Source organism: Nonomuraea sp. NPDC059194 (assembly GCF_042754765.1).
GTDB lineage: Bacteria > Actinomycetota > Actinomycetes > Streptosporangiales > Streptosporangiaceae > Nonomuraea.
Window position 1 is genome coordinate 389302 of record NZ_JBHZBH010000002.1, and the last position, 26902, is coordinate 416203.

The 26902-nt window shown below is 71.8% G+C and carries 23 protein-coding genes; 12 read left to right on the forward strand and 11 right to left on the reverse strand.

Translation table 11 applies throughout. From position 1 onward, the window contains the following. Positions 1-101: 101 nt before the first annotated feature. On the reverse strand, positions 102-1304 hold the full coding sequence (locus ACFXJ8_RS04565) for an MFS transporter (protein ID WP_379642400.1): 1203 nt from the start codon (positions 1302-1304) through the stop codon (positions 102-104). 125 nt (positions 1305-1429) lie between these two features. On the opposite strand from ACFXJ8_RS04565, the gene panB reads away from it, so the two are divergent. Then, positions 1430-2254 (forward strand): 3-methyl-2-oxobutanoate hydroxymethyltransferase, encoded by an 825-nt coding sequence (panB, locus tag ACFXJ8_RS04570; protein WP_379642401.1) that lies wholly within the window; start codon positions 1430-1432, stop codon positions 2252-2254. A 240-nt stretch (positions 2255-2494) separates the two neighbouring features. Here the strand turns inward: panB and ACFXJ8_RS04575 are convergent, their stop codons facing one another. Further along, positions 2495-3574, reverse strand: coding sequence for a pyridoxal-phosphate dependent enzyme (locus ACFXJ8_RS04575; protein ID WP_379642402.1), 1080 nt, complete (start codon positions 3572-3574; stop codon positions 2495-2497). 123 nt (positions 3575-3697) lie between these two features. Here ACFXJ8_RS04575 and ACFXJ8_RS04580 point away from each other — a divergent pair, with 123 nt between their 5' ends. Beyond that, the gene (locus tag ACFXJ8_RS04580; RefSeq protein WP_379642403.1) at positions 3698-4006 is read left to right on the forward strand and encodes a hypothetical protein; all 309 of its coding nucleotides are present in this window, start codon (positions 3698-3700) and stop codon (positions 4004-4006) included. A gap of 333 nt (positions 4007-4339) precedes the next feature. Here ACFXJ8_RS04580 and ACFXJ8_RS04585 read toward each other — a convergent pair whose 3' ends face one another. Next, the gene (locus ACFXJ8_RS04585) at positions 4340-5521 is read right to left on the reverse strand and encodes a trans-sulfuration enzyme family protein (RefSeq protein ID WP_379642404.1); all 1182 of its coding nucleotides are present in this window, start codon (positions 5519-5521) and stop codon (positions 4340-4342) included. A gap of 60 nt (positions 5522-5581) precedes the next feature. Between ACFXJ8_RS04585 and ACFXJ8_RS04590 the strand changes: the two genes are divergently transcribed. The 5 genes from ACFXJ8_RS04590 to ACFXJ8_RS04610 all read left to right on the forward strand — a co-directional run bounded on the left by ACFXJ8_RS04590 (position 5582) and on the right by ACFXJ8_RS04610 (position 10877). After that, positions 5582-6982, forward strand: coding sequence for a PLP-dependent aminotransferase family protein (locus ACFXJ8_RS04590; protein ID WP_379642405.1), 1401 nt, complete (start codon positions 5582-5584; stop codon positions 6980-6982). 455 nt (positions 6983-7437) lie between these two features. Continuing rightward, positions 7438-8316: an ABC transporter ATP-binding protein gene (locus tag ACFXJ8_RS04595; RefSeq protein ID WP_379642406.1), complete on the forward strand. Its 879-nt coding sequence runs from the start codon at positions 7438-7440 to the stop codon at positions 8314-8316. Further along, positions 8309-9052, forward strand: coding sequence for an ABC transporter permease (locus ACFXJ8_RS04600; protein WP_379642407.1), 744 nt, complete (start codon positions 8309-8311; stop codon positions 9050-9052). Before ACFXJ8_RS04595 ends, ACFXJ8_RS04600 begins: the two co-directional genes overlap by 8 nt. A gap of 20 nt (positions 9053-9072) precedes the next feature. Beyond that, positions 9073-10275, forward strand: a complete 1203-nt coding sequence (locus ACFXJ8_RS04605) for a sensor histidine kinase (protein WP_379642408.1) — start codon at positions 9073-9075, stop codon at positions 10273-10275. Then, positions 10272-10877 carry a DNA-binding response regulator gene (locus ACFXJ8_RS04610; RefSeq protein ID WP_379642409.1) on the forward strand — a complete coding sequence of 202 codons (606 nt, stop codon included), beginning with the start codon at positions 10272-10274 and terminating at the stop codon, positions 10875-10877. The genes ACFXJ8_RS04605 and ACFXJ8_RS04610 overlap by 4 nt, the downstream gene beginning before the upstream one ends. 187 nt (positions 10878-11064) lie before the next feature. On the opposite strand, the gene npdG is transcribed toward ACFXJ8_RS04610, so the two are convergent. Next, the gene (gene npdG / locus ACFXJ8_RS04615) at positions 11065-11727 is read right to left on the reverse strand and encodes an NADPH-dependent F420 reductase (protein WP_379642410.1); all 663 of its coding nucleotides are present in this window, start codon (positions 11725-11727) and stop codon (positions 11065-11067) included. 114 nt (positions 11728-11841) lie between these two features. Here npdG and ACFXJ8_RS04620 point away from each other — a divergent pair, with 114 nt between their 5' ends. Further along, positions 11842-12420 (forward strand): hypothetical protein, encoded by a 579-nt coding sequence (locus ACFXJ8_RS04620; RefSeq protein ID WP_379642411.1) that lies wholly within the window; start codon positions 11842-11844, stop codon positions 12418-12420. Here the strand turns inward: ACFXJ8_RS04620 and ACFXJ8_RS04625 are convergent. Further along, positions 12361-13380 carry a LysR family transcriptional regulator gene (locus ACFXJ8_RS04625; protein ID WP_379642412.1) on the reverse strand — a complete coding sequence of 340 codons (1020 nt, stop codon included), beginning with the start codon at positions 13378-13380 and terminating at the stop codon, positions 12361-12363. The genes ACFXJ8_RS04620 and ACFXJ8_RS04625 overlap by 60 nt on opposite strands. Positions 13381-13452: 72 nt before the next feature. On the opposite strand from ACFXJ8_RS04625, the gene ACFXJ8_RS04630 reads away from it, so the two are divergent. Then, positions 13453-14100 (forward strand): cyclase family protein, encoded by a 648-nt coding sequence (locus tag ACFXJ8_RS04630; RefSeq protein WP_379642413.1) that lies wholly within the window; start codon positions 13453-13455, stop codon positions 14098-14100. Here the strand turns inward: ACFXJ8_RS04630 and ACFXJ8_RS04635 are convergent. Beyond that, the gene (locus tag ACFXJ8_RS04635; protein WP_379642414.1) at positions 14097-14309 is read right to left on the reverse strand and encodes a hypothetical protein; all 213 of its coding nucleotides are present in this window, start codon (positions 14307-14309) and stop codon (positions 14097-14099) included. The genes ACFXJ8_RS04630 and ACFXJ8_RS04635 overlap by 4 nt on opposite strands. Between ACFXJ8_RS04635 and map the strand changes: the two genes are divergently transcribed. Continuing rightward, the gene (map, locus tag ACFXJ8_RS04640) at positions 14308-15156 is read left to right on the forward strand and encodes a type I methionyl aminopeptidase (RefSeq protein ID WP_379642415.1); all 849 of its coding nucleotides are present in this window, start codon (positions 14308-14310) and stop codon (positions 15154-15156) included. The genes ACFXJ8_RS04635 and map overlap by 2 nt on opposite strands. 78 nt (positions 15157-15234) lie before the next feature. Here map and ACFXJ8_RS04645 read toward each other — a convergent pair whose 3' ends face one another. The 4 genes from ACFXJ8_RS04645 to ACFXJ8_RS04660 form a co-directional block, all read right to left on the reverse strand. Then, positions 15235-15681: a sensor histidine kinase gene (locus ACFXJ8_RS04645; protein ID WP_379642416.1), complete on the reverse strand. Its 447-nt coding sequence runs from the start codon at positions 15679-15681 to the stop codon at positions 15235-15237. A gap of 134 nt (positions 15682-15815) precedes the next feature. Beyond that, positions 15816-17807: a cytochrome c oxidase assembly protein gene (locus ACFXJ8_RS04650; protein ID WP_379642417.1), complete on the reverse strand. Its 1992-nt coding sequence runs from the start codon at positions 17805-17807 to the stop codon at positions 15816-15818. Continuing rightward, positions 17804-18421, reverse strand: coding sequence for a copper resistance protein CopC (locus ACFXJ8_RS04655; RefSeq protein WP_379642418.1), 618 nt, complete (start codon positions 18419-18421; stop codon positions 17804-17806). Before ACFXJ8_RS04655 ends, ACFXJ8_RS04650 begins: the two co-directional genes overlap by 4 nt. 44 nt (positions 18422-18465) lie before the next feature. Next, positions 18466-19752: a helix-turn-helix domain-containing protein gene (locus ACFXJ8_RS04660; RefSeq protein WP_379642419.1), complete on the reverse strand. Its 1287-nt coding sequence runs from the start codon at positions 19750-19752 to the stop codon at positions 18466-18468. A 376-nt stretch (positions 19753-20128) separates the two neighbouring features. Here ACFXJ8_RS04660 and ACFXJ8_RS04665 point away from each other — a divergent pair, with 376 nt between their 5' ends. Then, the gene (locus ACFXJ8_RS04665) at positions 20129-22996 is read left to right on the forward strand and encodes a BTAD domain-containing putative transcriptional regulator (protein WP_379642420.1); all 2868 of its coding nucleotides are present in this window, start codon (positions 20129-20131) and stop codon (positions 22994-22996) included. Positions 22997-23111: 115 nt separating this feature from the next. Here ACFXJ8_RS04665 and ACFXJ8_RS04670 read toward each other — a convergent pair whose 3' ends face one another. Continuing rightward, positions 23112-24638 (reverse strand): helix-turn-helix domain-containing protein, encoded by a 1527-nt coding sequence (locus ACFXJ8_RS04670; RefSeq protein WP_379642421.1) that lies wholly within the window; start codon positions 24636-24638, stop codon positions 23112-23114. 93 nt (positions 24639-24731) lie between these two features. Between ACFXJ8_RS04670 and ACFXJ8_RS04675 the strand changes: the two genes are divergently transcribed. Continuing rightward, positions 24732-26897 carry a xanthine dehydrogenase family protein molybdopterin-binding subunit gene (locus ACFXJ8_RS04675; RefSeq protein ID WP_379642422.1) on the forward strand — a complete coding sequence of 722 codons (2166 nt, stop codon included), beginning with the start codon at positions 24732-24734 and terminating at the stop codon, positions 26895-26897. Positions 26898-26902 lie beyond the last annotated feature (5 nt).

Sequence of the window (26902 nt, forward strand, 5' to 3'; positions counted from 1 at the left end):
GGGCTCCAAATTTCGATACGGCTTAGTTTCGCAACGCAACCGTAGCGCATGTTATTTCGATACGCAACGGTTGCGTTTCATAAGTAGGAGCCCCCGATGGGTCAGACCTTCACCGGCACGGGCTCGGGCGGGATCTCCCGCTGCGGGGTCCGCTTCCAGAACGGCAGCGCGACCAGCACCATCACCACCGCCACCAGCCCCGCGACGGCGAACGCCCAGCCGGGCCCGTGGGCGTCGATGACGGCTCCCGCGATCGGCGCCGACGCCGCGCCGCCGATCAGCAGCGCGGTACCGTGCAGGCCCATGGCCTCGCCGCGGGCGGCGGCCGGGGTCCATCTGCTGAGGGTGTCGACGGAGGAGGCCAGGGCGGGCGCGCACAGCACACCCGCGGGCACCAGCGCCACGACCAGCCACCGCCAGTCGCCACCGGCCAGACCGACCGGAATCGTGAGCGCACCCATCAGCGCGGTCAGCACAAGCGTGGAGAAGCCGCGCGGCAGCCCGCCGTACACGAAACCGCCGATGAGGGAGTAGACGCACCAGATGCCCACGGCCAGGCCGATCCACTCGGTCTCGCCGGCGTGCTCGAGCGTGGCCACCAGCGACAACTCGCTGGCCGTGAGCACGAACGTGGCCGCCGCGACCGTGCCGAACAGCGCGATGAGCGAGGGGGTCAGCCACTGGCGGCGCGAGACCTTCTCCCCGGCCCACCCCATCTCCTCCTCGGACCTGGTGGGCGGGTTGAGCACCAGCAGCCCCGTGCCCGCGCAGGCCAGGCCGACGGCGATCAACGACATCGTCCACGTGCTGCCCAGCGTGGTGAGGCCCGCCACGGCCAGCGCGGGACCCGTCATGTAGGCCAGCTCGACCAGCATCGAGTCGAGCGAGAAGCCCATCCTGCGCTGGTCGACGGGCACCATCGCGGCCAGGCACTGGCGGATCACGCTGAAGATCGGCAGCGCCAGCAGCCCCGCCACCCCCGCGGCCGGCACCAGCACGGCGTACGGCAGCAGCCACGCCGTCGCCCAGAACGCCACCTGCGCGACCGTCGTGACGGCCAGCACCGGACGAAGGCCGTGTTTGTCGACGAACCTTCCCGACAGCGGCGAGCCGACGGCCATGCCGATCGTGCTGGCCATGGCGACCAGGCCCGCCTCGCCGAACCCGAGCTTCAGGCCGTTCACGACGTGCAGGGTCAGCGCCATGGCCGTCGCCGTGGCGGGGATCCTGGCGAGCAGCCCGACCAGCAGCAACGTGCGGACACCGGGGAGTTTGAGCAGACGCCGGTAAGGTTCGATTGCCATTTTTATTGCTTACCTCCGGCCCCCATTGTCTCGTTGTCCACCGACACTTTTCTCCGCATGTCATCATCGGAGGGGTCCGGGTACGCCACTGGGGCGACTCGAGACGGCTCTGGAGGGTTACATTCATGTCCTCTTCCCTGTACGGCGGCGCCCCAGGGCGCAGGGTCACCGTCCGCGACCTAGCGGCGGCCAAGGAGCGCGGCGAGAAGTGGCCGATGCTGACCGCCTACGACGCGATGACGGCCCGCGTGTTCGACGAGGCGGGCATCCCCGTCCTGCTCGTCGGCGACTCGGCGGCGATGGTCGTCTACGGCTACGACTCCACGCTCCCCGTCTCCGTCGACGACCTGCTGCCGCTGACCGCGGCGGTGGTGCGCGGCTCCTCGCGGGCGCTGGTGGTGGCCGACCTGCCGTTCGGCTCCTACCAGGCCTCGCCCGCGCAGGCGCTGGAGTCGGCGGCCAGGTTCATGAAGGAGGCGGGGGCGCACGCGGTCAAGCTGGAAGGCGGACGCAGGGTCCTGCCGCAGGTCGAGGCGCTGGTCTCGGCGGGCGTGCCGGTGATGGCGCACCTCGGCCTCACGCCCCAGTCGGTCAACGCCTTCGGCGGGTATCGGGTCCAGGGGCGCGGCCAGGCGGGCGACGAGCTCATGGCCGACGCCAAGGACCTGCAGCAGGCGGGCGCGTTCGCGGTCGTGCTGGAGTGCGTGCCCGCCGACCTGGCCGAACGGGTCACCACGTCACTGTCGATCCCGACGGTCGGCATCGGGGCGGGCGCGGGCACCGACGCCCAGGTGCTGGTCTGGCAGGACCTGATGGGCCTGACGCCGAATCCCGCGAAGTTCGTCAGGGCGTACTCGGACCTGCGGACGGAGATGGACAGGGCGGTGCGCGCCTTCGCCGCCGAGGTCACCTCGGGCGCGTTCCCCGCGCCCGAACACGCCTACAGCTGAGGCAACGGCGCCGCGGAGCCTCCAAACCGGGCTCCGCGGCACCCTCGCACCCTGGCACCTGACCGGAATCCGCGAGCCCGGCGGATCGGCTCCCGGCACCTGTCACGAAGACCACGAGGGTCAGCGGTCGGCCCCCACCCGGGCCCGGCGATCGGGTGTGCGACGCCTTGCACGAGGGCGGCGGGCCTGGCGCTCGGCTCACACGAGGCTCTCGAGGACTGGCGATCGACTCGCGGCACCCTACACGAGGGTGGTGGGGTCGGTGTTGGAGCCGCACACCACCACCGCGACCCGCTCACCGGGGGCGCGCACGTAGGCGCCCGACAGCAGCGCCGCGTAGGCGGTCGCGCCCGCGTGCTCGGCAGCGATCCTGAAGTCGGCCCAGAGGGTACGGCGGGCGGCCTCGATGGCGTCGTCGGGCACCAGCAGGCTCCTGACGCCCGCCTTGGAGACGATGTCGTAGGCCACCGCGCCGAGGCGGGTGGCGCCCAGCGCGTCGGCGGCGACCCCGCTCACGGCGACGGGGACGGGGCCGCCCGCCTTGAGCGCCTCGTGAAGCGTGGGGATCAACTCGGGCTCGACCGCGACGATCGCAGGCCCGCGCCCGCCGCCACGCCCGCCGTCATGCCCGCCGCAAAGCCCATCGTCACTCCCGCCTTCGCGCTCGCCTTCATGGCCGCCGCCCGCCGCGCCGGATCCCGGCCTACCCGCTCCCTCAGAGGCGTCCGCCGTACCGGATCCCGCGATGCCCGCCCTCTCGGAGCCGCCCGCGGCGCCGGATCCCACGGTGACGCCTGCCACGAGGCCGCCGCCACCGACCGCGATCAGGATCGTGTCGACGCCGCCGGTCTGCTCCATCATCTCGAGCCCGAGCGTGCCCTGCCCCGCGACCACGTCGGGGTGGTCGTAGGCGTGCACCTCCAGCGCTCCCGTCTCGGCCGCCCGCATGGCCGCCGCGTCCGCGGCCTCGGAGTAGATCGCCCCCGTCTGGGTGACCTGGGCGCCGAGCGCCCGCAGGCCCGCGACCTTCACGGGGCTGGCGACCGCGGGCACGAAGATCTCGGCCCGCAGCCCCAGCGCCCTCGCCGCGTAGGCGACCGCGAGCCCGTGGTTGCCCCCACTGGCGGCGATCACACCGGCGTCGGGCACGTGGGCCGACAGCATCCTGTTGAACGCCCCGCGCACCTTGAACGAGCCCGAGTGCTGCAGCCCCTCCAGCTTGAGGAACAGTCCTTCGGCGATCTCGATGACCGGTGTGCGCAGCACGCGGCCCTCGATCCTGCTCGCCGCCGCCAGCACGTCGTCATACGCAACCGTCATCACAGCTCCCGCTCGATCGTCGGCTCGCTCGCGAGGGCGCGGAGAGTCGTCAGCACTGAGGAAGTTTCCTCAATGCCTGAGCGCTCCGTCAAAGTGTCGGCGCCGTCGAGTAGCTTTCCGAACATGGAATCGAACCTGTGCGAACGCTTCGTCGAACTGGTGGAGTCCTGTGGTCCCGTGACCTGTGTCAGGTCCGCCACCTCGATGACCTTCCGCGGGCCCCGCCGCGACTTCGCCGGAGCCCGCCGCACTCCCCTCGGGCTGACCGGCTATCTCGGCCTGCGCCGCGTCGTCCACGACCACCGCTTCGGCGGGGCCACGCGCTACACCGACCAGCTGTTCGTGCACCGTTTTCACCTGCGCCGGTGCGAAGACCTCGACGAGGAGTTCGCGCAATGGGTCCGCGAGGCCTACTTAGTGGGCTCCGCTTAGCGCCTCAGTGAGCTCCACCCGGACCCCTTAGCGCCTCGAGGCCCGCCTGGTGCCTCAGCAGCCTCCGCTCAGGTCGAGCGCGGGCTCCGCTCCGGGGCATTGGAGCCTCGGGCCACCTGGGGCTCTTGAAGCCTCGGGGCTTCGCTTCGGGCCTCGCGGGCCCCACCTGAAGGCTCTCGGGGGCCTTGGAGCCTTGAGCCTGAGTCGGCCCCGCCCAGGGCCGTTGAGACCTCGGGGTTCCGCCTCATGCCTCGCGTGCTCCGTCTGGGGGCTCTTGGGGCCTCGGGGCTCCGCCTCGCGCCTCGGGGGCTTCATCTCGGGCCCCTTGGGGCTTCAGTGGGTTCCGTCCAGGGCCTGGGCGAAGTCGGCCCAGAGGTCCTCGGCGTGCTCGATGCCGACCGCCACCCGCACCGTCCCCTCGGAGATGCCCTGCCGTCCCAGTTCCTCGGCGCTCAGCGACCTGTGCGAGGTCGTGGCCGGGTGCAACACCAGCGTCTCCACGCCGCCCAGCGAAGGGGCGAGCAGCGCCAGCTTCAACGAGGCCATGAACCTCTCACCGGCCGCGCGTCCGCCGACCAGGTCGAAGGAGAACACACCGCCGAATTCGGGCAGCAGCTTGACCGCCACGTCGTGCGAGGGGTGCGAAGGCAGGCCGGGCCAGTGCACCGCGCTGACGGCCGGGTGCTCGGCGAGCCTGGTGGCCAGCACGCGGGTGTTGGCGCAGTGCCGTTCCATCCGCAGCGGCAGCGTCTGCATCCCCCGCAGGGTCAGCCATGCCGCGAACGGGTCGGGGGTCGCGCCGAGTTCGATCGCGAAGTGCCACACCTTGCGATAGAGCTCGTCGTCGGCGAAGACGGCGATGCCGCCGAGCACGTCGGTGTGTCCCGACAGATACTTCGTGGTCGAGTGGACGACGATGTCCGCGCCGTGTTCGAGCGGGCGGCAGAGCACGGGCGAGGCGAAGGTGTTGTCGACGACGGTCACGAGGCCGAGGTCCTTGGCCGCCGCGCACATCGCGGGCAGGTCGGCGACCTGGCAGACCGGGTTGGCGATGGTCTCCAGGTAGACGAGCCTGGTCTCGGGGCGGGCCGCCGCGCGCAGGGCCGCCGGGTCGTCCTCGGCGACGTAGCTGACGGAGATGCCGAAGCGGCTCACGAGGTCGTTGATCATCGCGGCGGTCCCGCCGTACAACGCCTTCTGGGCGATCAGGTGGTCGCCGGGCTTGAGCAGGCCGAGCAGCACCGAGTTGATCGCGCCCATGCCCGAGGCGGTCGCGACGGCGGCGACGCCGCCCTCCAGACCGGACACGGCCTCCTCCAGCGAGCGCACCGTGGGGTTCGAGAGCCTGCCGTAGACGAAGGCTCCGTCGGGCCTGCCCATGCCGTCGGCGAAGACCTCGGGGTCGTCGAAGACGAACCCGGAGGTCTGGTAGATCGGCACGGAGATCGGGACGCTTCCGCTGATCACGGGCTTGGGTAGGTGAACGGCACGGGTCTCGGGACGCAGTTGGCTCATACCGATAAGAATGTCCTGTTTGACGGTTCCATGTCAGATCCAATCACCGATAATTGGTCCATGGATGAGGCCAATCTCGCGGATCTCCTCGGCCGGTGGGCGTCCGGACGGGGCCCGCTCTACCTGCTGCTCGCCGCCCGGCTGCGCGACCTGATCGACGACGGGCTGCTGCCGCCAGGCGCCACGCTGCCGCCCGACCGGGTGCTCGCCAAACGGCTGGCGGTGGCCAGGGGCACCGTCGTGGCCGCCTACGACCTGCTCCAGCAGGAGGGACGCGTGGTCAGGCGCCGGGGCAGCGGCACCCGCGTGGCCTCGGCCGACCTGCCCGCCACCCGCGCCACGAACGAGGTGGGCAGCAATCCGCTGCTGTCGCACATCCTCCACCCGCCGGACGGCGTCACGCTGCTCACCTGCGCCGCCCCCGACGAGCCGCCGACGCTGCTGGCCGACGCCTTCAGCGAGGCCGTCACGCTGCTGCCCCACCGCGACCTCGGCTACCACCCCGCCGGGCATCCCGCGCTCCGCTCGGCGATCGCCGCCTACTACACCGGGCGCGGCCTACCGACCGACGCCGCCGAGATCATCGTCACCACCGGCGCCCAGCAGGCGCTGACGCTGCTCACGGGGCTGCTGGTCAGTCCCGGCGACACCGTGCAGACCGAGGCGCCCACCTACCCCGGCGCGCTGGAGGTCTTCCGCCACGCCGCCGCGGTGGTACGGCCCGGCGTCGACGCCGCCCAGCGGCCCGCGCTGATCTACGTCACGCCCACGGCCAGCAACCCGACGGGCGCGATCATGGATACGGCCGAGCGGAGGCGGCTGGCTGCCTCGGCCACCGCGCACGACGTCCCGCTCATCGACGACGAGGTCTGCGCCGAGCTGTGCTTCTCGGGCGACACCCCACCGCCGCTGGCCTCCTTCACGCATGGCGAGCAGGTCATCACCATCGCGTCGCTGAGCAAGCTCGTGTGGGGCGGGCTGCGCCTGGGCTGGATCCGCGCCGCCGCGCCGCTGGTGGCCCGCCTGGCCAGGCTGCGCGCCATCCACGACCTCGGGGGCGACGTGCTGTCCCAGCTGGCGGCGGTCTCGGTGCTGTCCAGGCTCGACGCCGTACGGCGGGCACGGGTCGAGGTGCTCCGCACCGGCCACGACCACCTGCTGGGCCAGTTGCGGGCCAAGCTGCCGTCGTGGGAGTTCGCCCCCGCGCTCGGCGGGCAGACGATCTGGGTCAGGCTCCCGCGTGGCGACGCCGACGCCTTCGCCCAGGTCGCGCTGCGGCACGGGGTGGCGATCCCGCCCGGCCGCTCGTTCGATCCTCTGGGCGGGCACGCCGACCACCTGCGGCTGCACTTCCTGTTCCCGCCCGCGGAGCTGACGGCTGCGGTCGACGCGCTGGCTGCCGCGTGGAATGCCTACGACGGCGCCCACCACACCGCCTCCCGCCACACGCTGATCGTCTGACGCCCCGTCCGGGTCGCGGCCGGATGTGGGGATCGAGGACGGTCGGATGGCATCGACGGGACCCTGCGGATGGTCTCCGGGAGGACCCGGAACATGCGGGGACGACGGGCGCCCATCCGAACTCGCTCCCCGGAACCCGCAGGCACCCGAGGAGCGAGAACCCCACGTCGCATGGCCTCGGGAGGACCCCGGGGTATGCGGGGACGACGGGCGCCGACCGGAACGCAGGCGTCCGGGGAGCGAGGGACTCCACGTCGCATGGCCTGGAGGGGAGCCCAGGGCAGGCGAGGACGAGGGGCACCGGGGAACCGCGAGCATCGAGGGCCCATGTGGCGGCCTTCCGGGGCGGGAGCCGCGAGGAACCGGACGTCGGCTGGCCTTCCGAGGCGGAAAAGCGGGGCAAGTCGTGAATTCTTCACTGCCCACCGCCGACGCCGGCCCGAAGAATCAACCCCATGATCCAGGTGAACGGACTCACCAAGAGCTACGGAGACTTCCAGGCGGTGAAGGGCATCTCCTTCGAGGCCGCCCCAGGCGAGATCTTCGCGCTCCTCGGCAGGAACGGCGCGGGCAAGACGACCACGATCGAGGTGCTGGCCGGTTTCCAGCGCGCCGACGCGGGCGAGGTGCGCGTGCTCGGCCTCGACCCCGGCAAGGACCGCAGGGCGGTACGGCGGCGCACCGGCATCATGCTGCAGGAGGCGGGCTTCTTCCCCGACCTCACGGTGGCCCAGACCGTCGACTCGTGGCGCGACTTCACCGCCTCGGCCCGGCCGACGGGTGAGGCGCTGGAGCTGGCCGGCCTGCTCGACAGGGCGGGGACGAAGGTGCGGCAGCTGTCGGGCGGCGAGAAGCGCAGGCTGGACCTCGCGCTCGCCCTGCTCGGCCGTCCCGACGTGCTGTTCCTGGACGAGCCGACCACCGGGATGGACCCCGAGGCGCGGCGCAACACCTGGGACGTCGTCCGCGACGTGGCCGCCTCGGGCACGACGATCCTGCTGACCACGCACTACCTGGACGAGGCGCAGCACCTCGCCAGCCGTATGGCGATCATGGACAGGGGCGAGATCGTGGCCGGCGGCGGCATGGCGGAGACGCTGGCCGCGCAGGCGGGCCGGGTGTCGTTCGAGCTGCCCAGCGGCATTTCGCCGGAGGATCTGCCGCTGCCGGCGACCATGGCGGGGCGCGTGGCTACGTGCCGGGCGGAGGATCCCGACCTGGCCGCGCAGACGTTGCTGAGCTGGGCGGCCGAGAAGGGCCTGCGGTTGCGCGGCCTCGAGGTGCGGACGGCGTCACTCGAAGACCTGTTTCTCGAAGGGATTGACCATGCGTGAATTGGTGGCGGTGGCCAGGTTCGGCGGACGGCTGTACTGGCGGGACAAGGTCGCGCTGTCGACCTCGGTGGCGTTGTCGCTCGGGCTCGGCATCGGCCTGCCGTTCATGATGGCGAAGGTGCAGCCGGGAGCCCCTGGTGTGCTGTTGGACACGCACCTCGGCCTGCTCGCAATGATCATGACGCTGACGGCCTTCATGCAGGCGGCGATCACGCTGACGGCGCGCAGGGACCAGCTGATCCTGAAGCGGATGCGCGCCACGGGCCTGAACGACCGCGAGATCATCGGTGGCGAGCTGACGAACGTCGCCGCGCAGAGCGTGCTGCTCGCGCTGGTCGTGTGCGCGGTGCTCTACGCCGGAGCGGGCCTGCAGCTCCCACGCAACCCGCTGGTGCTGGTGCTGTTCGTGGTGGTGGGCGCGGGCGTGCTGGCGCTGCTCGGCGCGGCGTGGACGGCGGTGATCTCCAGGACCGAGATGGCCGCGACCATGTGCATGCCCTGGTTCCTCCTGGCGGGCGTGGGTGCGGGCGGCTTCGGACCGGTCCTCCAGTTGCTCCCCTCGTGGGTGGGTACGGTGCTCGGCGTACTGCCCACCAGCGCCATCGCGGAAGGCGCGCGCTTCGCCTACACCGGGGAGGGCGACGTCGTCCTCGCGCTGCTGAAGCTGGCAGCCTGGGCGGCGATCGCGTTCGTCACGTTCCGCTCCAGGTTCCGATGGGAGCCCAGGAAGTCATAAAAGCCATAATTGGTCGCACCATGACTTTTGACGCCTCCCGCCGACTCGCGATCGCCGTGATTGCCACCGTCTCCGCCTGCTACACAGTGATGGCGGTCGTGCTCTATCTGCTGTCCACCGCGCTCGTCCACGTCCCCGTGTCGATGAGCCTGTGGGCCCTGGCGGCGGGGCTGTGCATCGGCGTCGTCCACTACCTGCACGTGCGGGCGGGCCTGCGGGGCGAACAGCCCCCGCTGTTCCCCGCGACCCTCGTGGTGCAGGTCGCGGCCACCTACCTCACCGACCTGATCCTCCCCTACGGCTGGTCCGCCGTGGTCTCGCCGCTCCTCGCGGGGTCGCTGCTGATCCTGCTGCCGGGGCGCGTCGCGTGGCCGCTGGTCGCGCTCGCCACGGGGTTCCAGTTCTGGCAGTTGTTCGTGGCGACGCAGGGCTACTGGGCGCTCACGCTCTTCTACTCCGTCACCGTCTTCAGCACCGGCACGATGATCTACGCGCTGGTCAGGAGCGTCAGGATGGCTGAGGAGCTCGACAGGGCGAAGGCGGAACTGGCGGAGGCGGCGGTGCTCAAGGAGCGGCTGCGGATCTCCCGCGACCTGCACGACGGCCTCGGCCGCAGCCTGACCGCCATCGCGTTGAAGGGCGATCTGGCCGCACGGCTCGTCGAGCGCGACCCGGTCTCCGCCAAGACCGAGGTCGGCGAGCTGGTGCAGGTCGCCCGCGAGGCCGTCCAGGACGTACGGCAGGTGGCGCGCGGCTACCGGCAGATGTCGCTGCCCGGCGAGGTCGACAGGGCGGTCGCCCTGCTGGAGGCGTCGGGCGTCGCCTGCCAGGTCAACCTGGCCGCCGCCGCGCTGCCCCGCCCCTCGGAGGAGACGCTGGCATGGGGCGTGCGCGAGGGCGTCACGAACATCCTGCGCCACAGCCGCGCGACCACCTGCTCCATCAGCACCTCCGTCAGAGCGGGCACAGCACGCCTGGAGGTGGTCAACGACGGCGTCGGGGCGCCGGAGCCGGAGGCGGTGTCGGAGGCGGTGTCGGCCCAGGCCTCGGCACAGGTGTCTGCGCAGGCGTCGGCACAGGTCTCGGCCGGGGTGTCGGCGCAGGTGTCCGCGGGTAACGGGCTGACCGGTCTCGGCGAGCGCGCCCGGCAGGCGGGCGGCACCGTCACCGCCGAACCCTCGGGTCCGAACGGTTTCCGCCTCACGATGGAGGTCCCCGCGTGATCAGGGTGCTGCTCGCCGAGGACATGCACATGATCAGAGCCGCGCTGACGGCGCTGCTGCGCCTCGAACCCGATATCGAGGTCGTCGCCGAGGTGACCAGGGGCGACGAGATCGTCCCCACGGCGATGGACGTCCGGCCCGACGTGGCGATCGTCGACATCGACCTGCCCGTGGTCGACGGCATCACCGCCGCCGCCACGCTGCTCACCCGGCTGCCCTCGTGCCGGATCCTGGTGCTGACCGCGATGGGCCAGCCAGGTCAGGTACGGCGGGCGCTGGAGGCGGGCATCGAGGCGTTCCTGGTGAAGGACGCGCCAGGAGACCGGCTCGCCGACGCCATCCGCAGGACCGCTGCGGGCCTGCGGGTGCTCGACGCCGACCTGGTGTCCTCGGCGATGGAGTACGGCGAGAGCCCGCTCACGCAGCGCGAACGCACGGTGCTGGCGGAGGCGGCGCGGGGGGCGACGGCGGAGGAGATCGCCTCGCGGCTGCACCTGTCGGCGGGGACCGTGCGCAACTACCTCACGGGCGCGATCGCCAAGACGGGCGCCCGGAACAAGATCGACGCCATCAGGATCGCGGAGGACGCGGGCTGGCTCTGACCGGGCGGTTCGGGTCCCCACCACGCCCGGATGGCGGGCTCAGGAAGCCCCCACGACCGCCCGGAGTGGGCGGCGCCGGGGCGATCGCCACCACCGCCCGGAGTTGGGCGGTGCTGGGGCGGTCGCCACCACCGCCCGGAGTTGGGCGGCGCCGGGGCGGTCTCCGCCGCCGCCCCGGAAACCCACGTCAGACGTCGGTGACCCGGATGCCCGCGTGCGCCTTGTACCGGCGGTTGATCGAGATGAGGTTCGCCGTGAACGCCTCGACCTGGTGGGCGTTGCGCAGCCGCCCGCCGTACACGCCGCGCGCCCCCGGGATCTCGGACGCGAGCGCACGCACGAGGTCGGTGGCCTCGCGGTCGTCGCCCAGCACCAGGATGTCGAGGTCGATCTTCTCCACCGCGGGGTCGAGCAGCAGCACGGCCGACACGTGGTGGAAGGCGGCCACGACCCGGCTGTCAGGCAGGACGGCGGCGGCCTGCTGGGCGGCCGAGCCCTCCTCGACCGGCAGCGCGTAGGCGCCCTGCTTGTCGAAACCCAGCGGGTTGACGCAGTCGATCACGATTTTTCCGGACAAGGGGGTGCGGAGGGATTCCAGCGTCGCCTTGTGCCCGTCCCACGGCACGGCGATGATCACGATGTCGGCCTCGGCCGCGACCTCGGCGTTCTCCGCGCCCCTGGCGCCGTTGCCGATGGACTCGGCCGCCTCGTGGGCGCGCCCCGCGTTGCGCGAGCCGATGAGCACGGGGTGCCCGGCCAGGGCGAATCGACGGGCCAGGCCCTTCCCCTGGTCGCCAGTGCCGCCCAGGATGCCGATCGTCAACCCGCTCACTTCAGGAAGGTCAGTCATATCGCAGAATCATGCCAGTACCGGGGTTCGTGTGCCGAACCCAGGTCCCCCGTGGACGAGCCGTACCGACAGAAAGCGGCCGCGGAAAGGACACAGGTCAGGCACCATGGACGGATGGACGCAGGCTCGGTGGCTTTCCTTCGCGAGGTTCTGGCCGAGACGGGCTGGCTGGAGCGCACACGCGAGCTGGGCATGGCGCTGCGGGCCACCCGCTCCCCCGGTGGCCTGCTCCTCGTCGGCACGCCCGACGACGAGCCCTGGCACCTCACCGCGCACCTCGGCGACGAGGCTCGGCTGTCGGGGATGCCGCAGCTGGCGCCCACGCTGGTGCGGTGGCAGCCGCCCCTGCGGGCGCCGGCGCACCTGCGGGTCGGCCTCGACCGCATCGAGCGCGCGGGCAAGGGCGAGACGCTGTTCGTGGTCGCCGAACGGCAGGCGCCGGTGCCGCTGCTGGAGCGGGTCGACGACGCCAGGCGCACCGGCGCGACGATCCTCGCGCTGGAGGGCGGCGACCGCGAGCTGGCGGCCCTGGCGCACGACGCGCTGGCCATCCCCGCCGACGGCCCCGTCAGCTTCGACGGCGTCCAGCACCTGGTGAGCGCCGCCGCGGGTGAGCTGCCGCAACGTCCCGGGCTACGGGACCGGCTCGCCAGGCTCCTGGAGCGGGTCAGCGGCCCCCAGGTGACCGACTAGAAGCGGGTCGGCGGGCCTCACGTGGCCGAAGAGAAGCGGGTCGGCGGCCCTCAGGTGGTCGGCCAGCGCCTCCTCGATCGCCGCGATCACGACGGCGTGCACGGGGTCGGGCTCTCCCGATCGGGTACGGCCCAGCCGGGTGACGGCCTCGAGCCTACGCGCCCCCACCTCGGCGATCTCGCTCACCCTGACGAACCCGTCAGGCACGTCGAGCAGCGCGAGCTGGGGCACGATGGCCACCCCGTGTCCGGCCGCCACCAGGGCGAGCGTCGGCGGGAACTCCTCGATGACGTGCACCCGCCTGGGGGTGAACCCGTGCAGCGCCGCCAGCCGTTCGAGCGCCTGGCCGCAGGCCTGGTCGGGCCGCCCCGCCACCCATGGCGCCGCGGCCAGCTCGGCGACCGTCGTGGGCGCGGACGGCCAGGTGGGCGGCACCACGACGCGGAACGGGTCGACGTGGAACGTCCGCGAGACCAGCGACGGCTGCGCCGGGGTCGGCAGGCTCGCGTCCCGCTCGGTGATCACCAGGTCGACCCCGCCCAGACGCAGTTCCTCCAGCGCGGGCGGCCCGACCAGCTCGCGGATCACGGGCGTGATCCGCGGATGCCGTACGGCCAGCGCCCCCAGCGCGGGCACCAGCAGGTGCGTGATGACCGTGGGGAACGCGGCGACGGTCACGGGCCCGGCGAGCCGTTCGGCGAACAGCGTCAGCTCCCGCCTGGCCTCGGCGAGCTCGTCCTCGATCCGGTCGGCGTATCCGGCCAGCACGCGCCCTGCAGGGGTGAGGGACACCCTGCGCTGGGACCGGTCGATCAGCGCCAGCCCGACCTCGCGTTCGAGCTGTGCCAGCTGCTGGGAGACCGCGGAGGCGGTCAGATGCAGCGCCTCGGCCGCCCGCATCACCCCGCCGCGCCTGGCGACCTCGCGCAGGACCCGCAGCCGCCGGGGATCGATCTCCATTAGCTCAGCTTAACCCGAACTGAAGATTTCGTTATTTGCGCTGCACCAACGCCGCTCACCACAATGGGCCGCATGATTGTCGAGCTCAGCCACCGGATCACGGAGGGCATGACCACTTATCCAGGTGTGCCGGGCCCCGTCCTCGGCTCCCACCTGACCAGGGAGGACTCCCGCGAGGTCTACGCCCCCGGCACGGAGTTCCACCTCGGGACCATCACCATGGCGTGCAACACGGGAACCTACGTCGACACCCCGCATCACCGCTACGCCGAAGGCCCCGACCTGTCGCAGGTGCCGGTGGACCAGCTGGCCGACCTGCCCGGCCTGGTCGTGCGCGCCGCAGGCCGCCCGAACGTCGGCATGGACCTGCTGGACGGCCTCGACGTGCGCGGCATGGCCGTCCTCCTGCACACCGGATGGGACAGACACTTCGGCACGCCGGAGTACCAGCAGGGACACCCGTACCTGACGGCCGAGGCGGCGGCGTGGCTGGCCGAGCAGGGCCCGGCGCTGGTCGGCATCGACTCGCTCAACATCGACGACACCCCGCCGAGAGGCGAGCGCCCCGCCCACACCCTGCTGCTCGCCGCGGGGATCCCGCTGGTCGAGCACCTGACCGGGCTGGCCGGGCTGCCCGACAGCGGATTCCGCTTCCACGCGGCGCCGCCGATGATCTCCGGCCTCGGCACCTTCCCCGTCAGGGCGTACGCGGTGGTCTAGTCGTCGTCATCCTGATCCTGCTCGTCCCATGCCTTGTTGCGGTCGGCGGCGCGTTGCAACGCGCCCGCCGCCTCCTCTTCGGAGGCGTAAGGGCCCATGCGGTCCTTGTTCGGGCAGCCCTGGTCGGGCTCGACGCGCATGTGCTTGAGGCAGAACCACCACTGACCATCGCTCACGGGGTGAATTGTGCCCCGTAAACTCGGTTTCATGACCACACTGCTCCAGCCCGGGCGGATCTCGCCCATGCGCAAGGTTCCCGCCCACATCCAGCGGCCGGAGTACGTCGGCAGGAAGCAACCCAAGACCGGCGAGGCAGACGTCAAGACCCCGGAGCTCATCGAGCGGATGCGCGTCGCGGGCAGGATCGCCGCGCAGGCCCTCGAAGAGGTCGGCAAGCACATCGCCCCCGGCGTCACCACCGACGAGCTCGACCGGATCGGCCACGAGTTCCTGCTCGACCACAACGCCTACCCGAGCACGCTCGGCTACCGCGGCTACCCCAAGTCGCTGTGCACCTCGATCAACGAGGTCATCTGCCACGGCATCCCCGACGACACGGTGCTGCGCGACGGCGACATCGTCAACATCGACATCACCGCTTTCATCGGCGGCGTCCACGGCGACACCGACGCCACCTACCTGGTCGGCGAGGTCGACGAGGAGTCGCGCCTGCTGGTCGAGCGCACCCGCGAGGCGATGATGCGCGCGATCAAGGCGGTCGCTCCCGGCCGGCAGCTCAACGTCGTGGGCCGCGTCATCGAGGCGTACGCCAAGCGGTTCGGCTACGGCGTCGTGCGCGACTTCACCGGGCACGGCATCGGCACGACGTTCCACTCAGGGCTGATGGTCCCGCACTACGACGACCCGTCGCTGCAGGTGGAGCTGGTGCCGGGGATGACGTTCACGATCGAGCCGATGCTGACGCTCGGCACGATCGACTACGAGATCTGGCCCGACAAGTGGACCGCCGTCACCAAGGACCGCAAGCGGACCGCGCAGTTCGAGCACACGATCCTGGTCACCGACACTGGCAGCGAGATCCTCACCCTGCCCTGAGTACGGCGGGCCCTGGGTAAGGCGGGCCCTGAGTACGGCGGGGCCGCCCCGCCGTACCGGATCAACGCCTGCGTGGCATCAACGTCTGCGTGGCACGCTGCCCGTCACGGTCGTGCCCTCGCCCTGCACGCTGGTGACCGACAGGTTGCCGCCGAGCTCGGCCATCAGCGCGCGCATGCGGGCGATGCCCCTGCGCTCGTGCGGCATGGCGAAGCCGTCGCCGTCGTCGCTCACCGTCAGCCGCAGCCCCTGCCTGCCCGCGGTGACGGCCACGGAGACCGTGGCGGCGCGGCTGTGCAGCTCGACGTTGAGCAGCGCCTCCTCGACCACGGCGAGCACGCCTCTGGCGATCGTCGCGGGCACGTCGCTCTGTGGAAGTGCCCAGACCTCCACGGCGATGCCCGTGCGCTGCGACCAGTCCGTCAGATATTCGTCGAGGGCCTCTGCCAGGCCCTGCCCCCCGCGCATGCGCGTCTCATCCACCAACTCCGCACTCGCCTTCCTGAGCACATAGCGGACGATCACCGAAGCCGTGCCTGGCGCCCCCACGATGGCCAGGACCGGCGGCTCACCACATGTGATGCCCGTCTCCCCCGCCCGCAAGGTTACCGGGCGGTTGGGAAGCGCGCGGGCGAAGATAGAAGGCCGTAGCCGCGTGGCTACTCGCCCTGGTCGCGGCGGTTGAGTTTGGCCAGGTAGTCGTTGTAGGAATCGAGCTCCGCGTCGCCCGTGCCGCCGGTGCGGGCGGCCAGCGCGTCGGCCCTCCTGTCGGCCCTGCGCGCCTTCCTGTCGTCGTCGCGGTACCACTGGAAGGCCAGTGCGAGCAGCACGATCAAGGTGGGGATCTCGCCGAAGCCCCAGGCGATCGCGCCGCCGTCCTGCTGGTCGAGCAGCGACGACTCCCCCCAGGTACGGCCGAGCTGTTCGTACCACTCGGCGGCGACGACAGTGCCCATCATCATCAGCGCGATGCCGAAGAAGGCGTGGAAGGGCATGGTGACGAACAGCGTCAGCAGGCGGCCGACGTGCGGCAGCTTGTGCGGCGCGGGGTCGACACCGATGATCACCCAGAAGAACAGCGACCCGCTGGCCAGGAAGTGGAGCGTCATCGTGATGTGGCCGAGGTGCTCCTCCATCGCCGCGCCGAACAGCGGCGTGAAGTAGAGCGCGTAGGTCGAGGCGATGAAGATGGCGGTGGCGACCGCGGGATGGGCGACGACGCGGACGAACCTGCTGTGCAGGATGACGTTCAGCCACTCGCGGGGTCCCCTGTCACCGCGGCGGGCGGCGGGCTTGAGCGCGCGCAGGGCCAGCGTGACGGGCGCGCCGAGCACCAGGAAGATCGGCACCAGCATCGCGAGCGTCATGTGCTCGATCATGTGGACGCTGAACAGCACCTTGGCGTAGCGGGCCATGCCGCTCTGCGTGGCGATGACGAGGATGGCGACGCCGACGAACCAGGCGACGGTGCGGCCCCACGGCCAGGCGTCGCCGCGGCGGCGCAGCCGTACGACACCTGCCGCGTAGAGGCCGCCGAGTGCGGCGGCGAGCAGCGCGAAGAACAGATCGAGCCACCACAGGGTGGCCAGGTTGGCGAGCGAGATCTGCGGCGGCATCGCGAAGCCGAGCAGCTCGAAGGCGCGGTCGGCGGGCAGCGTCGTGGCGGGCGGCGTGGTGCGCGAGAGCGCGACGGCCAGGCCCATGGTGGCCGACATCAGCACGAGCTCGCCGACGGCCAGGCGGGTGAACGCGCCGGGCTTGCCCTTGTCGAGCTGGCCGACCGTGTGCTGGCGGTGCCACCAGCCGATGTAGCCGAGAATGACGAACGCGACGGTCTTGGCCACGAGGAGCACGCCGTACGCGGAGGTCCACAGGTCGCTGATCGCGGTCAGCCTCGCCAGGACGCTGAAGACGCCGGACAGGCCGACGCCGATGTAGCACCACACAGCCATCCTGGAGAAGCGGTTGGCCGCCACCTCCAGCTGCGGCTGCCTGCGCAGCCCGTGGATGATCAGCACGGTCAGCCCGCCGACCCACAGCGCCAGCGACACCAGGTGGACGGCCACGCCGGTGGTGGCCAGGCCATGGTTCGGCGAGGAGGAGACGTGGCTGGTCAGCGCGGGCGGCAGCAGCGTCACCAGCGCCAGGATCAGCAGGCCCGCCGAGGCGCCGGCGGTGATGACCCCGCGGGAGAACAGCGCGATGGCGACGCCGAACAGCACCACGAGGGTGAGCGCGATGCCCTGGCCGACCTGGCTGGCGAAGCTGGACAGCTCGTTGCCGCCGAGCACGTCGGCGACGGGCAGGCCGAGCTGCTCCGACAGCGTGAAGATCATGGTGAGCGCACCCGCGCCGGCCCAGACCAGCGCCGTCCAGGAGGACTGCTGCACGTAGCGCAGCGCGGACTTGCCGAGCATGCCCTTGTCGTTGGGCAGGAAGGCGGTGGCGGCCAGCAGGAGGCCGACGGTGACGACGCCCGCGAGGTCCATCGTCATCTTCGCGATCGGCAGGCCCCACCGGGTCAGCGTGCCCTCGTCGGGCAGGCCCGGGATGATCCGCGGGAACGCCGCGCCCCCGGCGATCATGCCGATGACCAGGGCGACGAGCGCCGCCCCTGCCAGCGCGAGCGCGAGCCGCGCGGTTCTGGTCACTTCTTCTTCCTGGCGCTCAGCAGGAAGCCGATGCCGATGCCGACCAGCGCGCCGATCACGATGATCAGCCAGACGGGGAAGCTCGGGGTGGACTGGGCCGCCGGCTGCGCGGCAGGCTGCTGTACGGCCGGCTGGTCCGCGGCCACGGCAGTTGCGCTCTTCTGGGGAGCCGCGGAGGCGGGCTCCTCGGAAGGAGCCGCAGAGGCGGGCTGCTCGGAAGGGGTCGGCTGCGGCGCGCCCTTCACCTTGAACGGGATCTCGCCCTCGATGGGGTGCCCGTCGGAGGAGACCACCCTGAAGGCGATCGTGTAGCCGCCGTCGGGCAGCACGCCCTTGAGCCGCTGCGTCACAACCTTGCCGTCGATCTCCGGCTTGCCCTCCTGCACCTCGGCGCCGTCGGCGGAGCGCACGATCACGAACGGGAGCTTCGGAGTGGCGTTGAACTCCAGCTCCACCTGCTCCAGCGTCTTGACGGTGGAGTCTTTCTTCGGGTCGCTGCTCTTGAGCGCGTCATGGGCGAACGCGGGCGGCGCCGCGACGACGACGGCGGCGACCAGGCCCGTGAGCAGGGCGGCGAGCAGGGCGGTGAGGGCCGCCAGCGGGGATCTGTTCATGGCATCCCCAAGGCTACCCACCGCCCTGCCCGGTAGTGACCTCGCTACAGCCCCACGCAGGCCAGGGCCCGGTGGTAGGCCTCGACCGTGGCCTCCTCGTCGCCGAGCTCCTCCAGCGTCTCGGCCACCGCGTACCACTTGGTGGCCGCCTGACGCGAGGTGGAGACCCGCTCCATGAAGCCCACCGCCTCGCGGACGCTGGCCAGCGCCGCCTCGGTGTCGCCCATGGCGCCCTGCGCCCTGGCCAGCAGCATCCGCATGTGCGCGTCCATCTCGGGCGTCTGGTCGGCCAGCAGGGCTTCGGCCGCCCTGGCGTGCTCGGCCGCGCGCTCGGGGTTGCCCGCGGTCAGCTCGACCGTGGCGAGCTGCAGCTCGGCGATGGCCTGGTCGGTCACGCCCGCCGAGGTCTCGGCGATGTCCTTGGCCGTCTGGGTGAACAGCTCTCTGAGCTTGTCGGTGTCGTGCGGCTGGAGCCTGGCGCGGTGGGCCGCCACGGCGCCGCGGAGCCTGGCCAGGTTGCGGGGGGCCGTGGCGTTCTCCGACTGGATGGCGTAGGCCCGCTCGACGAGGTTGAGCGCCTCTTCTGCCCGCCCGACGGACTCGGCGATCCTGGCGGCGTTCCAGCTGGCCGCGACGGCCGAGCGCGGGGTGCCGAGGAGCTCGGCGGCGGCCAGCAGCTCGGCGGAGAACTGGCGGGCGCGCAGCAGGTCGCCGCGCACCCAGTAGACCGACAGCAGCGTCGCGCCCAGCTCCACCAGGCCGTCGGTCCAGGCGGGGCGCACCGCGCCGGTGAGGATCCGCTCGCCGACCTCGACGGCGGCGACCAGCTCGCCCCTGTCGCGGTAGCAGCGGCACAGCGCCAGCGCGATCTCCACGTGGCGATCGGCGCTGAGGCCCTCGCCGTCGAGGCGCCTGAGGATTCTGATGGCCTCGGCGATGTCGCCCGTGGCCTCGGTGGCGAGCGCCAGGCCGTACTCCGCCTCTTGACGAAGAGCGGTCAGACCCGTCAGGTTGTTGTCCGCGACAAGCTCGGCGAACCTGGTCCGGGCCTCGTGAACCTCGCCGTTCTCCAGGGCGAGCCGCGCGTAGCCCAGCCCGAGCTCGAGGTCGTTCATCTGCTCGGCGGTCACGCCGTTGACGAGGTAGCTGAGCGAACAGTCGAGCTTCTGGGCCAGGAGCTCCAGCACCGCGGGGGTTGGCGTACGCTTACCGCTCTCGATCAGAGAGACATAACTGTCCGACAACTCAGGGTGGGCGAGCTGGGCCTGCGACAGGCCACGCTGGCGGCGGACCGTCTTGATACGGAGTCCGACCAGATCAGATGTAGTCACGGCGACGTCTCCCTGGGATGATGTACTTCACGCACCACCTGAGCGAGGGAGAACCCCCCATGCGCAAGCGACTTGTCATGTCCGCACTCACTGTCCTCTTCGCGGCTGTTGCCACGGTTGGAGGACATGTTACGACCGCTGGCGCCGAAGTGTCTCCTAAGCGGCCGTACGACTACCTCTGCTGCTAGTACGGCCGGTGCTTACTGGAAGACGCCGCTTCGTCAAGCCCTCGAATCGCCACAATTCGGGGGCTTTCGGCATTCCTATGAGGGATTAACAGCGTAGCCAGCCCGTCTATATTTCAACTACAGGCGATATCGATCTTCGATCGGCTGTGTGCTTGAGGCTAGGCTTGCGGCGAATTCCGGAGGCTTGTGTGTTCATCGCTCTCCTGGGCCCGGTGTTCGGACGGCTCCAAGGACGCGAGGTCCCTCTCGGCGCACCACGTCAGCAGGCGATCGCGGCGATGCTCGCCTGCTCGGCCGGCAAGGTGGTGCTGAAAGAACACCTCATCGACGGCCTCTGGGGTGACAACCCGCCGAAAAGCGCCGAACAGAGCGTCTACACGTATGTCGCCGGATTGCGCGGTGTCCTCGAACCCGAGCGTGGCTCGCGTGGAGAGCCGAGGATACTCGTCGGCGTCCCCGGCGGCTATGCCTTACGCGTCGATCCTCTCCACGTCGACTGCGTGGCCTTCTCCGGCCGCCTCGACGAGGCCGCGCGGCGGCGTGCGGAAAACGATTTCGACGGCTGTCTGCGCTGTCTCGACGAGGCGCTGGCACTGTGGCGGGGGCCCGCGCTCCCCGGGGTGCCGGGGCCGTTCGCCGAGGCGCGCCGGCTCCACCTCGACGAGCTGCGCGTCACCGCGATGGAGCGCAGGGCCGAGGTCATGGTCGAGCTCGGCAGGCACCAGGAGGTCCTTCCCACGCTGCTGGGGCTCGTGGCCGAGCAGCCGCTGCGCGAGGGGCTGCGTGAGTCGCTGATGCGCGCCCTGCATCTGGACGGCCGCCAGGCCGAGGCGCTCGAGGTGTTCAGGGAGGGCGAACGGCTGCTGGCCGAGGAGCTCGGCGTCGATCCCGGCGAGCGGCTGCGCGCCTGCCGCGACGCGATCCTGCACGGCCAGACCCCACGCTCGGCGGACCCAGCGCACGAGGGGCATCCGGCGCACCCGGCGGCGACGGTGCCTGCGGTGGTCGCGGCTGTGACAGTGCCGCGCCAGCTCCCCCGCGACCTGCTCGGCTTCGTCGGCCGTACCACCGAGCAGCTCAGGGTCCGCTCGCACCTCGCGCCGTGGGACGAGGCGCCGCCCACGCCCGTGGTGGCGATCTCGGGGCCGCCGGGGGCGGGCAAGTCGGCGCTGGCCGTCCATGTGGCGCACGCCGTCGGTCATCGTTTCCCCGACGGGCAGCTCTACGTGAACCTGCGCGGGGGCACCCCGGGGGTCAAACGGCTGGCCCCGTCCGAGGCCCTCGGCAGGCTGCTGCGGGCGCTCGGCACTGCGCCCGAGCGGGTGCCGCTCGACCTCGACGAGGCCGCGGCGCTGTGGCGCGGCCTGCTCAGCGGGCGGCGGGTCCTCGTGCTGCTCGACGACGCGGCCAACCTCGCCCAGGTGCGGCCGCTGCTGTCGGTCCCCGCGGGCTGCGCGGTGCTGGTCACCAGCAGGGAGACGCTGACGCCCGCCGACGACTGCGTGCAGGTACGCCTGGGGACGCTGCGGGAGTCCGAGGCGGTCACCATGCTGGCCAGGCTGACCGATGCCGGCCGTACCTCCGCCGACCCCGCCGCGACGACCAGGCTGGTCAGGTTGTGCGACGGCCTTCCGCTGGCGCTGCGCATCGCGGGCGCGCGGCTGGCCAGCCGTCCCGACTGGAGCGTCGCCATGCTGGTCGACCGCCTGGCCGACGAGCAGCGCAGACTCCACGAGCTGGAGTACGGTGACCTGGCCGTCAGGTCAGGCCTGACGGCCAGCTGGCAGGCCCTGAACGACAGCGACCATCCCACCGACAGGACGGCGGCCAAGCTACTGGTCCTGCTGGCCCTCGTCAGGGTGCCCGACGTGAGCACGCGGGTCGCGGCGGCCCTGCTGGACACCCCGGCCGCCGAGGCCGAGCGCGCCCTCGACCGGCTGGTCGACGCCAACCTCGTCGAGCGGGGCCGCGCCTGGCACTACCAGATGCACGACCTGGTCAGGCTGTTCGCCGGCGAGCACGCCGTGACCGACCGCGTCGCCTGCCTCGACCGGGTGCTCGGCTACTACCTCGTCTCCGTCGAGCACGCCACCCGCCTGATGGACCCGCACAGGGTGCAGGCCGACATTCCCGCCGTCCAGATGCGCCCGCACCCGCTGACCGGCCGCGACGAGGCGCACGACTGGCTCAACGCCGAGGAGCCCAACCTGGTGGCCGCGGCCGCCCAGGCCATGGACGACCCCGACGAGCGGATCGCGCGCCTGGGAGCGGCGCTCAGCATCGCCCTGCGCTGGTTCCATCGACATTCCTACCGCCTGGTCGACATGATCTCGCTGTGCCAGCGGGCCCTCGCGGTCGCCAGGCGGCTCAGCGACGACACGATGGCGCTGGAGGCCCATGGCGGGATCGCCAGCGGCTTCGGCCACCAGGGCCAGGCCGACACAGCCGTCCGCCATCTCACCGAGGAGCTGAGGCTGGCCAGGAGGCTCGGCGACAGGTTCGCCGAGCAGCGCGCGCTCGGCAACCTGGCCAACTCCTACGTCGACGTGGGCCGCCACGACCTGACCCTGCGCCACGCGATGGCGCAGCTGAGGATCGCCACCGAGATCGGCTCCCAGGTCGGCCAGCGCTACGCGCTCCTCATGGCCGGACACGCCAACGGCCGGCTGCGCAGGTACGACGCGGCGGAGGAGTGCCTGTCCAGCGCGCTGACGATGGCCAGGGAGGTCGGCGACCTCGGTCACGAGGGCGCCATCCTGGGCGCGCTCGGCCTGGTGAAGGTCGACAGGGGCGACCTCGAGGCCGGGGTCGAGGCGCTGTCGTCCGGACTGGCGCTCGCCCGCACGGTGAAGTCGCTGAACACCGAGATGAACTGCCTGATCGCCCTGGCCAGAGCGCATCGGCTGCTGGGCCGCCCCCGCCGGGCGCGCGCCTTCCTGAGCGAGGCCATATCGATGTCGCGCGCCCTGCAGTCCGCCGAGTTCAGCCGCCTGGTGGCGGAGGAGCGGGAGGCCCAGGGGGCGGTCGACGCGCTACCGCTCGCCGGCCTGGTCTGATCGACGGGCGCTCGGAGACGCGGACGCCCTGATCCGGCAGGTGTGCCGACCCTACGGCGGGCTGATCGGCGGGCGGGCCGGTGAAACGGCGGGCGGGCTGAACGGCGGGGGCTGGTCAGCGGGCTCGTAGGGCGAGGAAGAAGTCCACCCGGTCGGCCATCGTCGACAGGTCTCTGCCCGTCAGCTCCTCCACGCGCCTGATCCGGTACCGCACCGTGTTCACGTGCACGTGCATCCGCTCGGCGCACGCGTTCCACGACCCCGCCGTGTCGAGGAAGGCGCCGAGGGTCCGTACCAGCTCCGACTGGTGCTTGGCGTCGTAGTCGAAGAGCGGCTCCAGCAGCCGCCGGGTGAACGAGCGCCGCACGTCGCCTGGCACGGTGGCCAGCAGGAGGGCGTGGGTGTAGATCTCGTCGCTGGTGACGACCCCGCCGGAGCGGGCCTGGGCCATGCGGAGGGCGTGGCCGGCCTCCTCGATCCCGCCCCTGATCGATGATGCTCCGGTGAGGGCGCCGCTCACGCCGATCGACACCGTGGTGTCGCGCAGCGCCGACAGCACCCCGAGACCCGCGCGCAACCGGTCGGCCAGCGCGGAGACAGGACCGGCCAGCGGGACGAGCGCCACCGCGCCCACCACACCGACCGCGCCCGCAGCGCCGCCCGCCGTACCGATATCCACCGTGCCCACTGCGGCGACGATGCCGCGGCCCAGCAGTTCCTCCAGCACCTGCCCACCCAGCGTGGCCGGGTCGGGGCCGCGGGTGGCCCCCGGGCGCAGGGCCGTCGCCGTCACCGCCGCGTACGGCTCGCCCGGCCCAAGACCGCACGTGCGCAATCGGGCGTTGAGCTCGACGGGGTCGGCCTCGGCGGCCAGGGCGGCGGCGACGAGCTGTTCGACGAGCCGGCGCTCGACCCGCCTGCCCTCCTCCATCCTGGTGCGTTCGAGCGCCACGCAGGCGGCCAGCTCGAAGCCGAGGTCGGCGCGGCCGAGCAGGTCGCCCTCGCAGGCCAGCACCCACCCTCCGGCCCGGTGCCCCCGCCCGATGCCGAACAACGTGTGGCCGTGCGCCACGCACGGCAGTCTGGAGGCCGACAGGTAGGCGCGGGCCAGCGCCAGGGGTTCGGCGCAGGAGCCGACGACGACCTCGCCGATGGAGGAGAGCACCGCGCCGCGCACACCGAGCTCGGCGGCGGTCGCGGAGAACAGCTCGGCCAGGCCCGCGCCCTCGGCGACGGCGTCGACGATCCTGCGCTGGCGGCCGAGCGCGGCCCTGACCTCGCCCGACAGCCGCGGGGCCGCGACCTCTTCGACGGCGCGGAAGGAGACGGGGGTCGGGATCTCCAGCAGCGGCAGGCCGGCCTCGGCGCACGCGTCCACCAGGTCGCCGGGGACGTGGCCGAGCCACGCCAGGCCGGCGCCGAGTGCCGCCACTCCCGCGGCTTGCAGTGCCGCGACGAAGCGGGCGGAGTCGGCGGGCTCGTGGCGCCACATCAGCCCGCTGAGCACCAGCTCCCCGCCGGTGAGGTAGCGCCCGGGTTCGGGCAGGTCGGTGACGTGCACGGCGGTGAACTCGGTGTCCTCGTCCCCCGTCAGCAGGGTGAGGCCGAGCTCGGAGACGGCGAGCAGGTCCCTGATGCGCACTTGGAGGAATATACAAGCGGACCCAAGGACGGCTTACCGTGTTTTCACATCACAGACATAGGCCGCCCCTTCGCGGGGTGCTGTACTCGGAAGATGACGGAGACGGTCAGCACGACGCGGCAGGGCGTCGGCGAGAGCGTCAGGAGGCCTGACGCCACCCTCAAGGTGACGGGCGAGTTCGCCTACTCCTCCGACCTGTGGCTCGACGGCATGGTGTGGGGCGTGACACTGCGCAGCCCGCACGCCTCGGCGTGGATCAGGTCGATCGACATCGGCCCCGCGCTGGCCATGCCGGGGGTGCTGGCCGTACTGACGCACGAGGACGTGCCGGGCGAGAAGTTCTACGGCCTGGAGCACAAGGACCAGCCGGTCCTGGCCATCGACCAGGTCCGCTACCAGGGCGAGCCGGTGGCGCTCGTGGCGGCCGAGCATCCGGAGACCGCGCGCAGGGCCGCGGCGGCCATCGTCGTCGACTACGAGGTGCGGGAGGCGGTCACCGACCCCCGCCTGGCCACGGAGTTCGTCAGGAGGCAGCCGGTCAGGGTCGGCGACACCTTCGCGGCCGAGGTCGTCGTCACCGGCGAGTACGAGGTCGGCATGCAGGACCAGGCCTTTCTCGGGCCCGAGTCGGGCCTGGCCGTACCGGCCGAGGACGGCGGGGTCGATCTCTACATCGCCACGCAGTGGCTGCACGTGGACCGCGACCAGCTCGCTCCCTGTCTGGGCCTGCCCCCTGAGAAGGTACGGCTGACGCTGGCGGGCGTGGGCGGCGCGTTCGGCGCCCGCGAGGACCTGTCGATGCAGGTGCACGCCTGCATGCTGGCGCTGCGTCTCGACCGGCCCGTCAAGATCGTCTACGGCCGCGAGGAGTCGTTCTTCGGGCACGTGCACCGCCACCCCGCCTGGATGCGCTACGAGCACGGCGCCACCCGCGACGGCAAGCTCGTCTACGTCAGGGCCGAGATCCTCCTCGACGGCGGCGCCTACTGCTCCTCCTCCCCCGCCGTCGTCGGCAACGCGGCCTCGCTCGGCGTCGGCCCCTACGAGGCGCCGAACGTCGACATCGTGGCCACCGGCGTCTACACCAACAACCCGCCGTGCGGCGCGATGCGCGGGTTCGGCGCGGTGCAGGCCTGCTACGCCTACGAGTCGCAGATGGACAAGCTGGCCGCCGCCTGCGGGCTCGACCCGGTCGAGATCCGCGTCCGCAACGCCGTCTCCCAGGGTTCGGCGCTGGCCACCGGCCAGATCATCGACTCTCCCGCGCCGCTGGCCGAGATGCTGCGCGAGCTGGCCGCGATGCCCATGCCGGGCCCCGCCGCCGAGGACCTGCGCGACCTGCCGGGCGGCGTCTCCCAGACCACCCACGGCGAGGGCGTACGGCGGGGCGTCGGCTACGGCGTCGGCATCAAGAACATCTGCTTCTCCGAGGGCTTCGACGACTACTCCACCGCCAGGGTGCGGGTCGAGCTGATCGGCGGCGAGCCCCACGCCACCGTGCACACCGCGGCCGCCGAGGTCGGGCAGGGCCTGGTGACGATCCAGGCCCAGATCGCCCGCACCGAGCTGGGCATCGACAAGGTCACGGTCGCCACCGCCGACACCAAGGTGGGCTCGGCCGGCTCGTCGTCGGCCTCCCGCCAGTCCTACGTGACCGGCGGCGCGGTCAAGGCGGCCTGCGAGGCCGTACGGGAACGGTTCGAGGGCCTGCCGGTCGTCGAGGCGCTGGAGAAGCACGGGCCGATCGAGGAGACGCGGGAGTTCCGGCACCGGCCCACCTACCCCATGGACCCCGTCACCGGGCAGGCCGACTCCCACACGCAGCTCGCCCTGTGCGTGCACCGGGCGGTCGTGGACGTCGATGTGGAGCTGGGCCTGGTGAAGGTGGTGGAGCTGGCCGCCGTCCAGGACGTCGGCCGGATACTCAACCCGGCCGCGCTGGAGGGGCAGATCCACGGCGGCTCGGCGCAGGGGCTCGGCCTGGCGCTGATGGAGGAGATCCAGGTGCGCGACGGGCGGGTGCTGAACCCGTCCTTCACCGACTACCTCATCCCGACCGTGCTCGACATGCCGCCCATGCAGCTGTCGATCATGGAGAATCCCGACCCGGCCGCGCCGTACGGGCTGCGGGGGGCGGGCGAGCCGCCGACGCTCTCCTCCACGCCCGCGATCGTGGCCGCCGTCCGCGACGCCACCGGCGTCGCGCTGACCAGGGTGCCGGTACGGCCCGAGCACATCGTCGGGATCCCCACACGCTAGGTTGG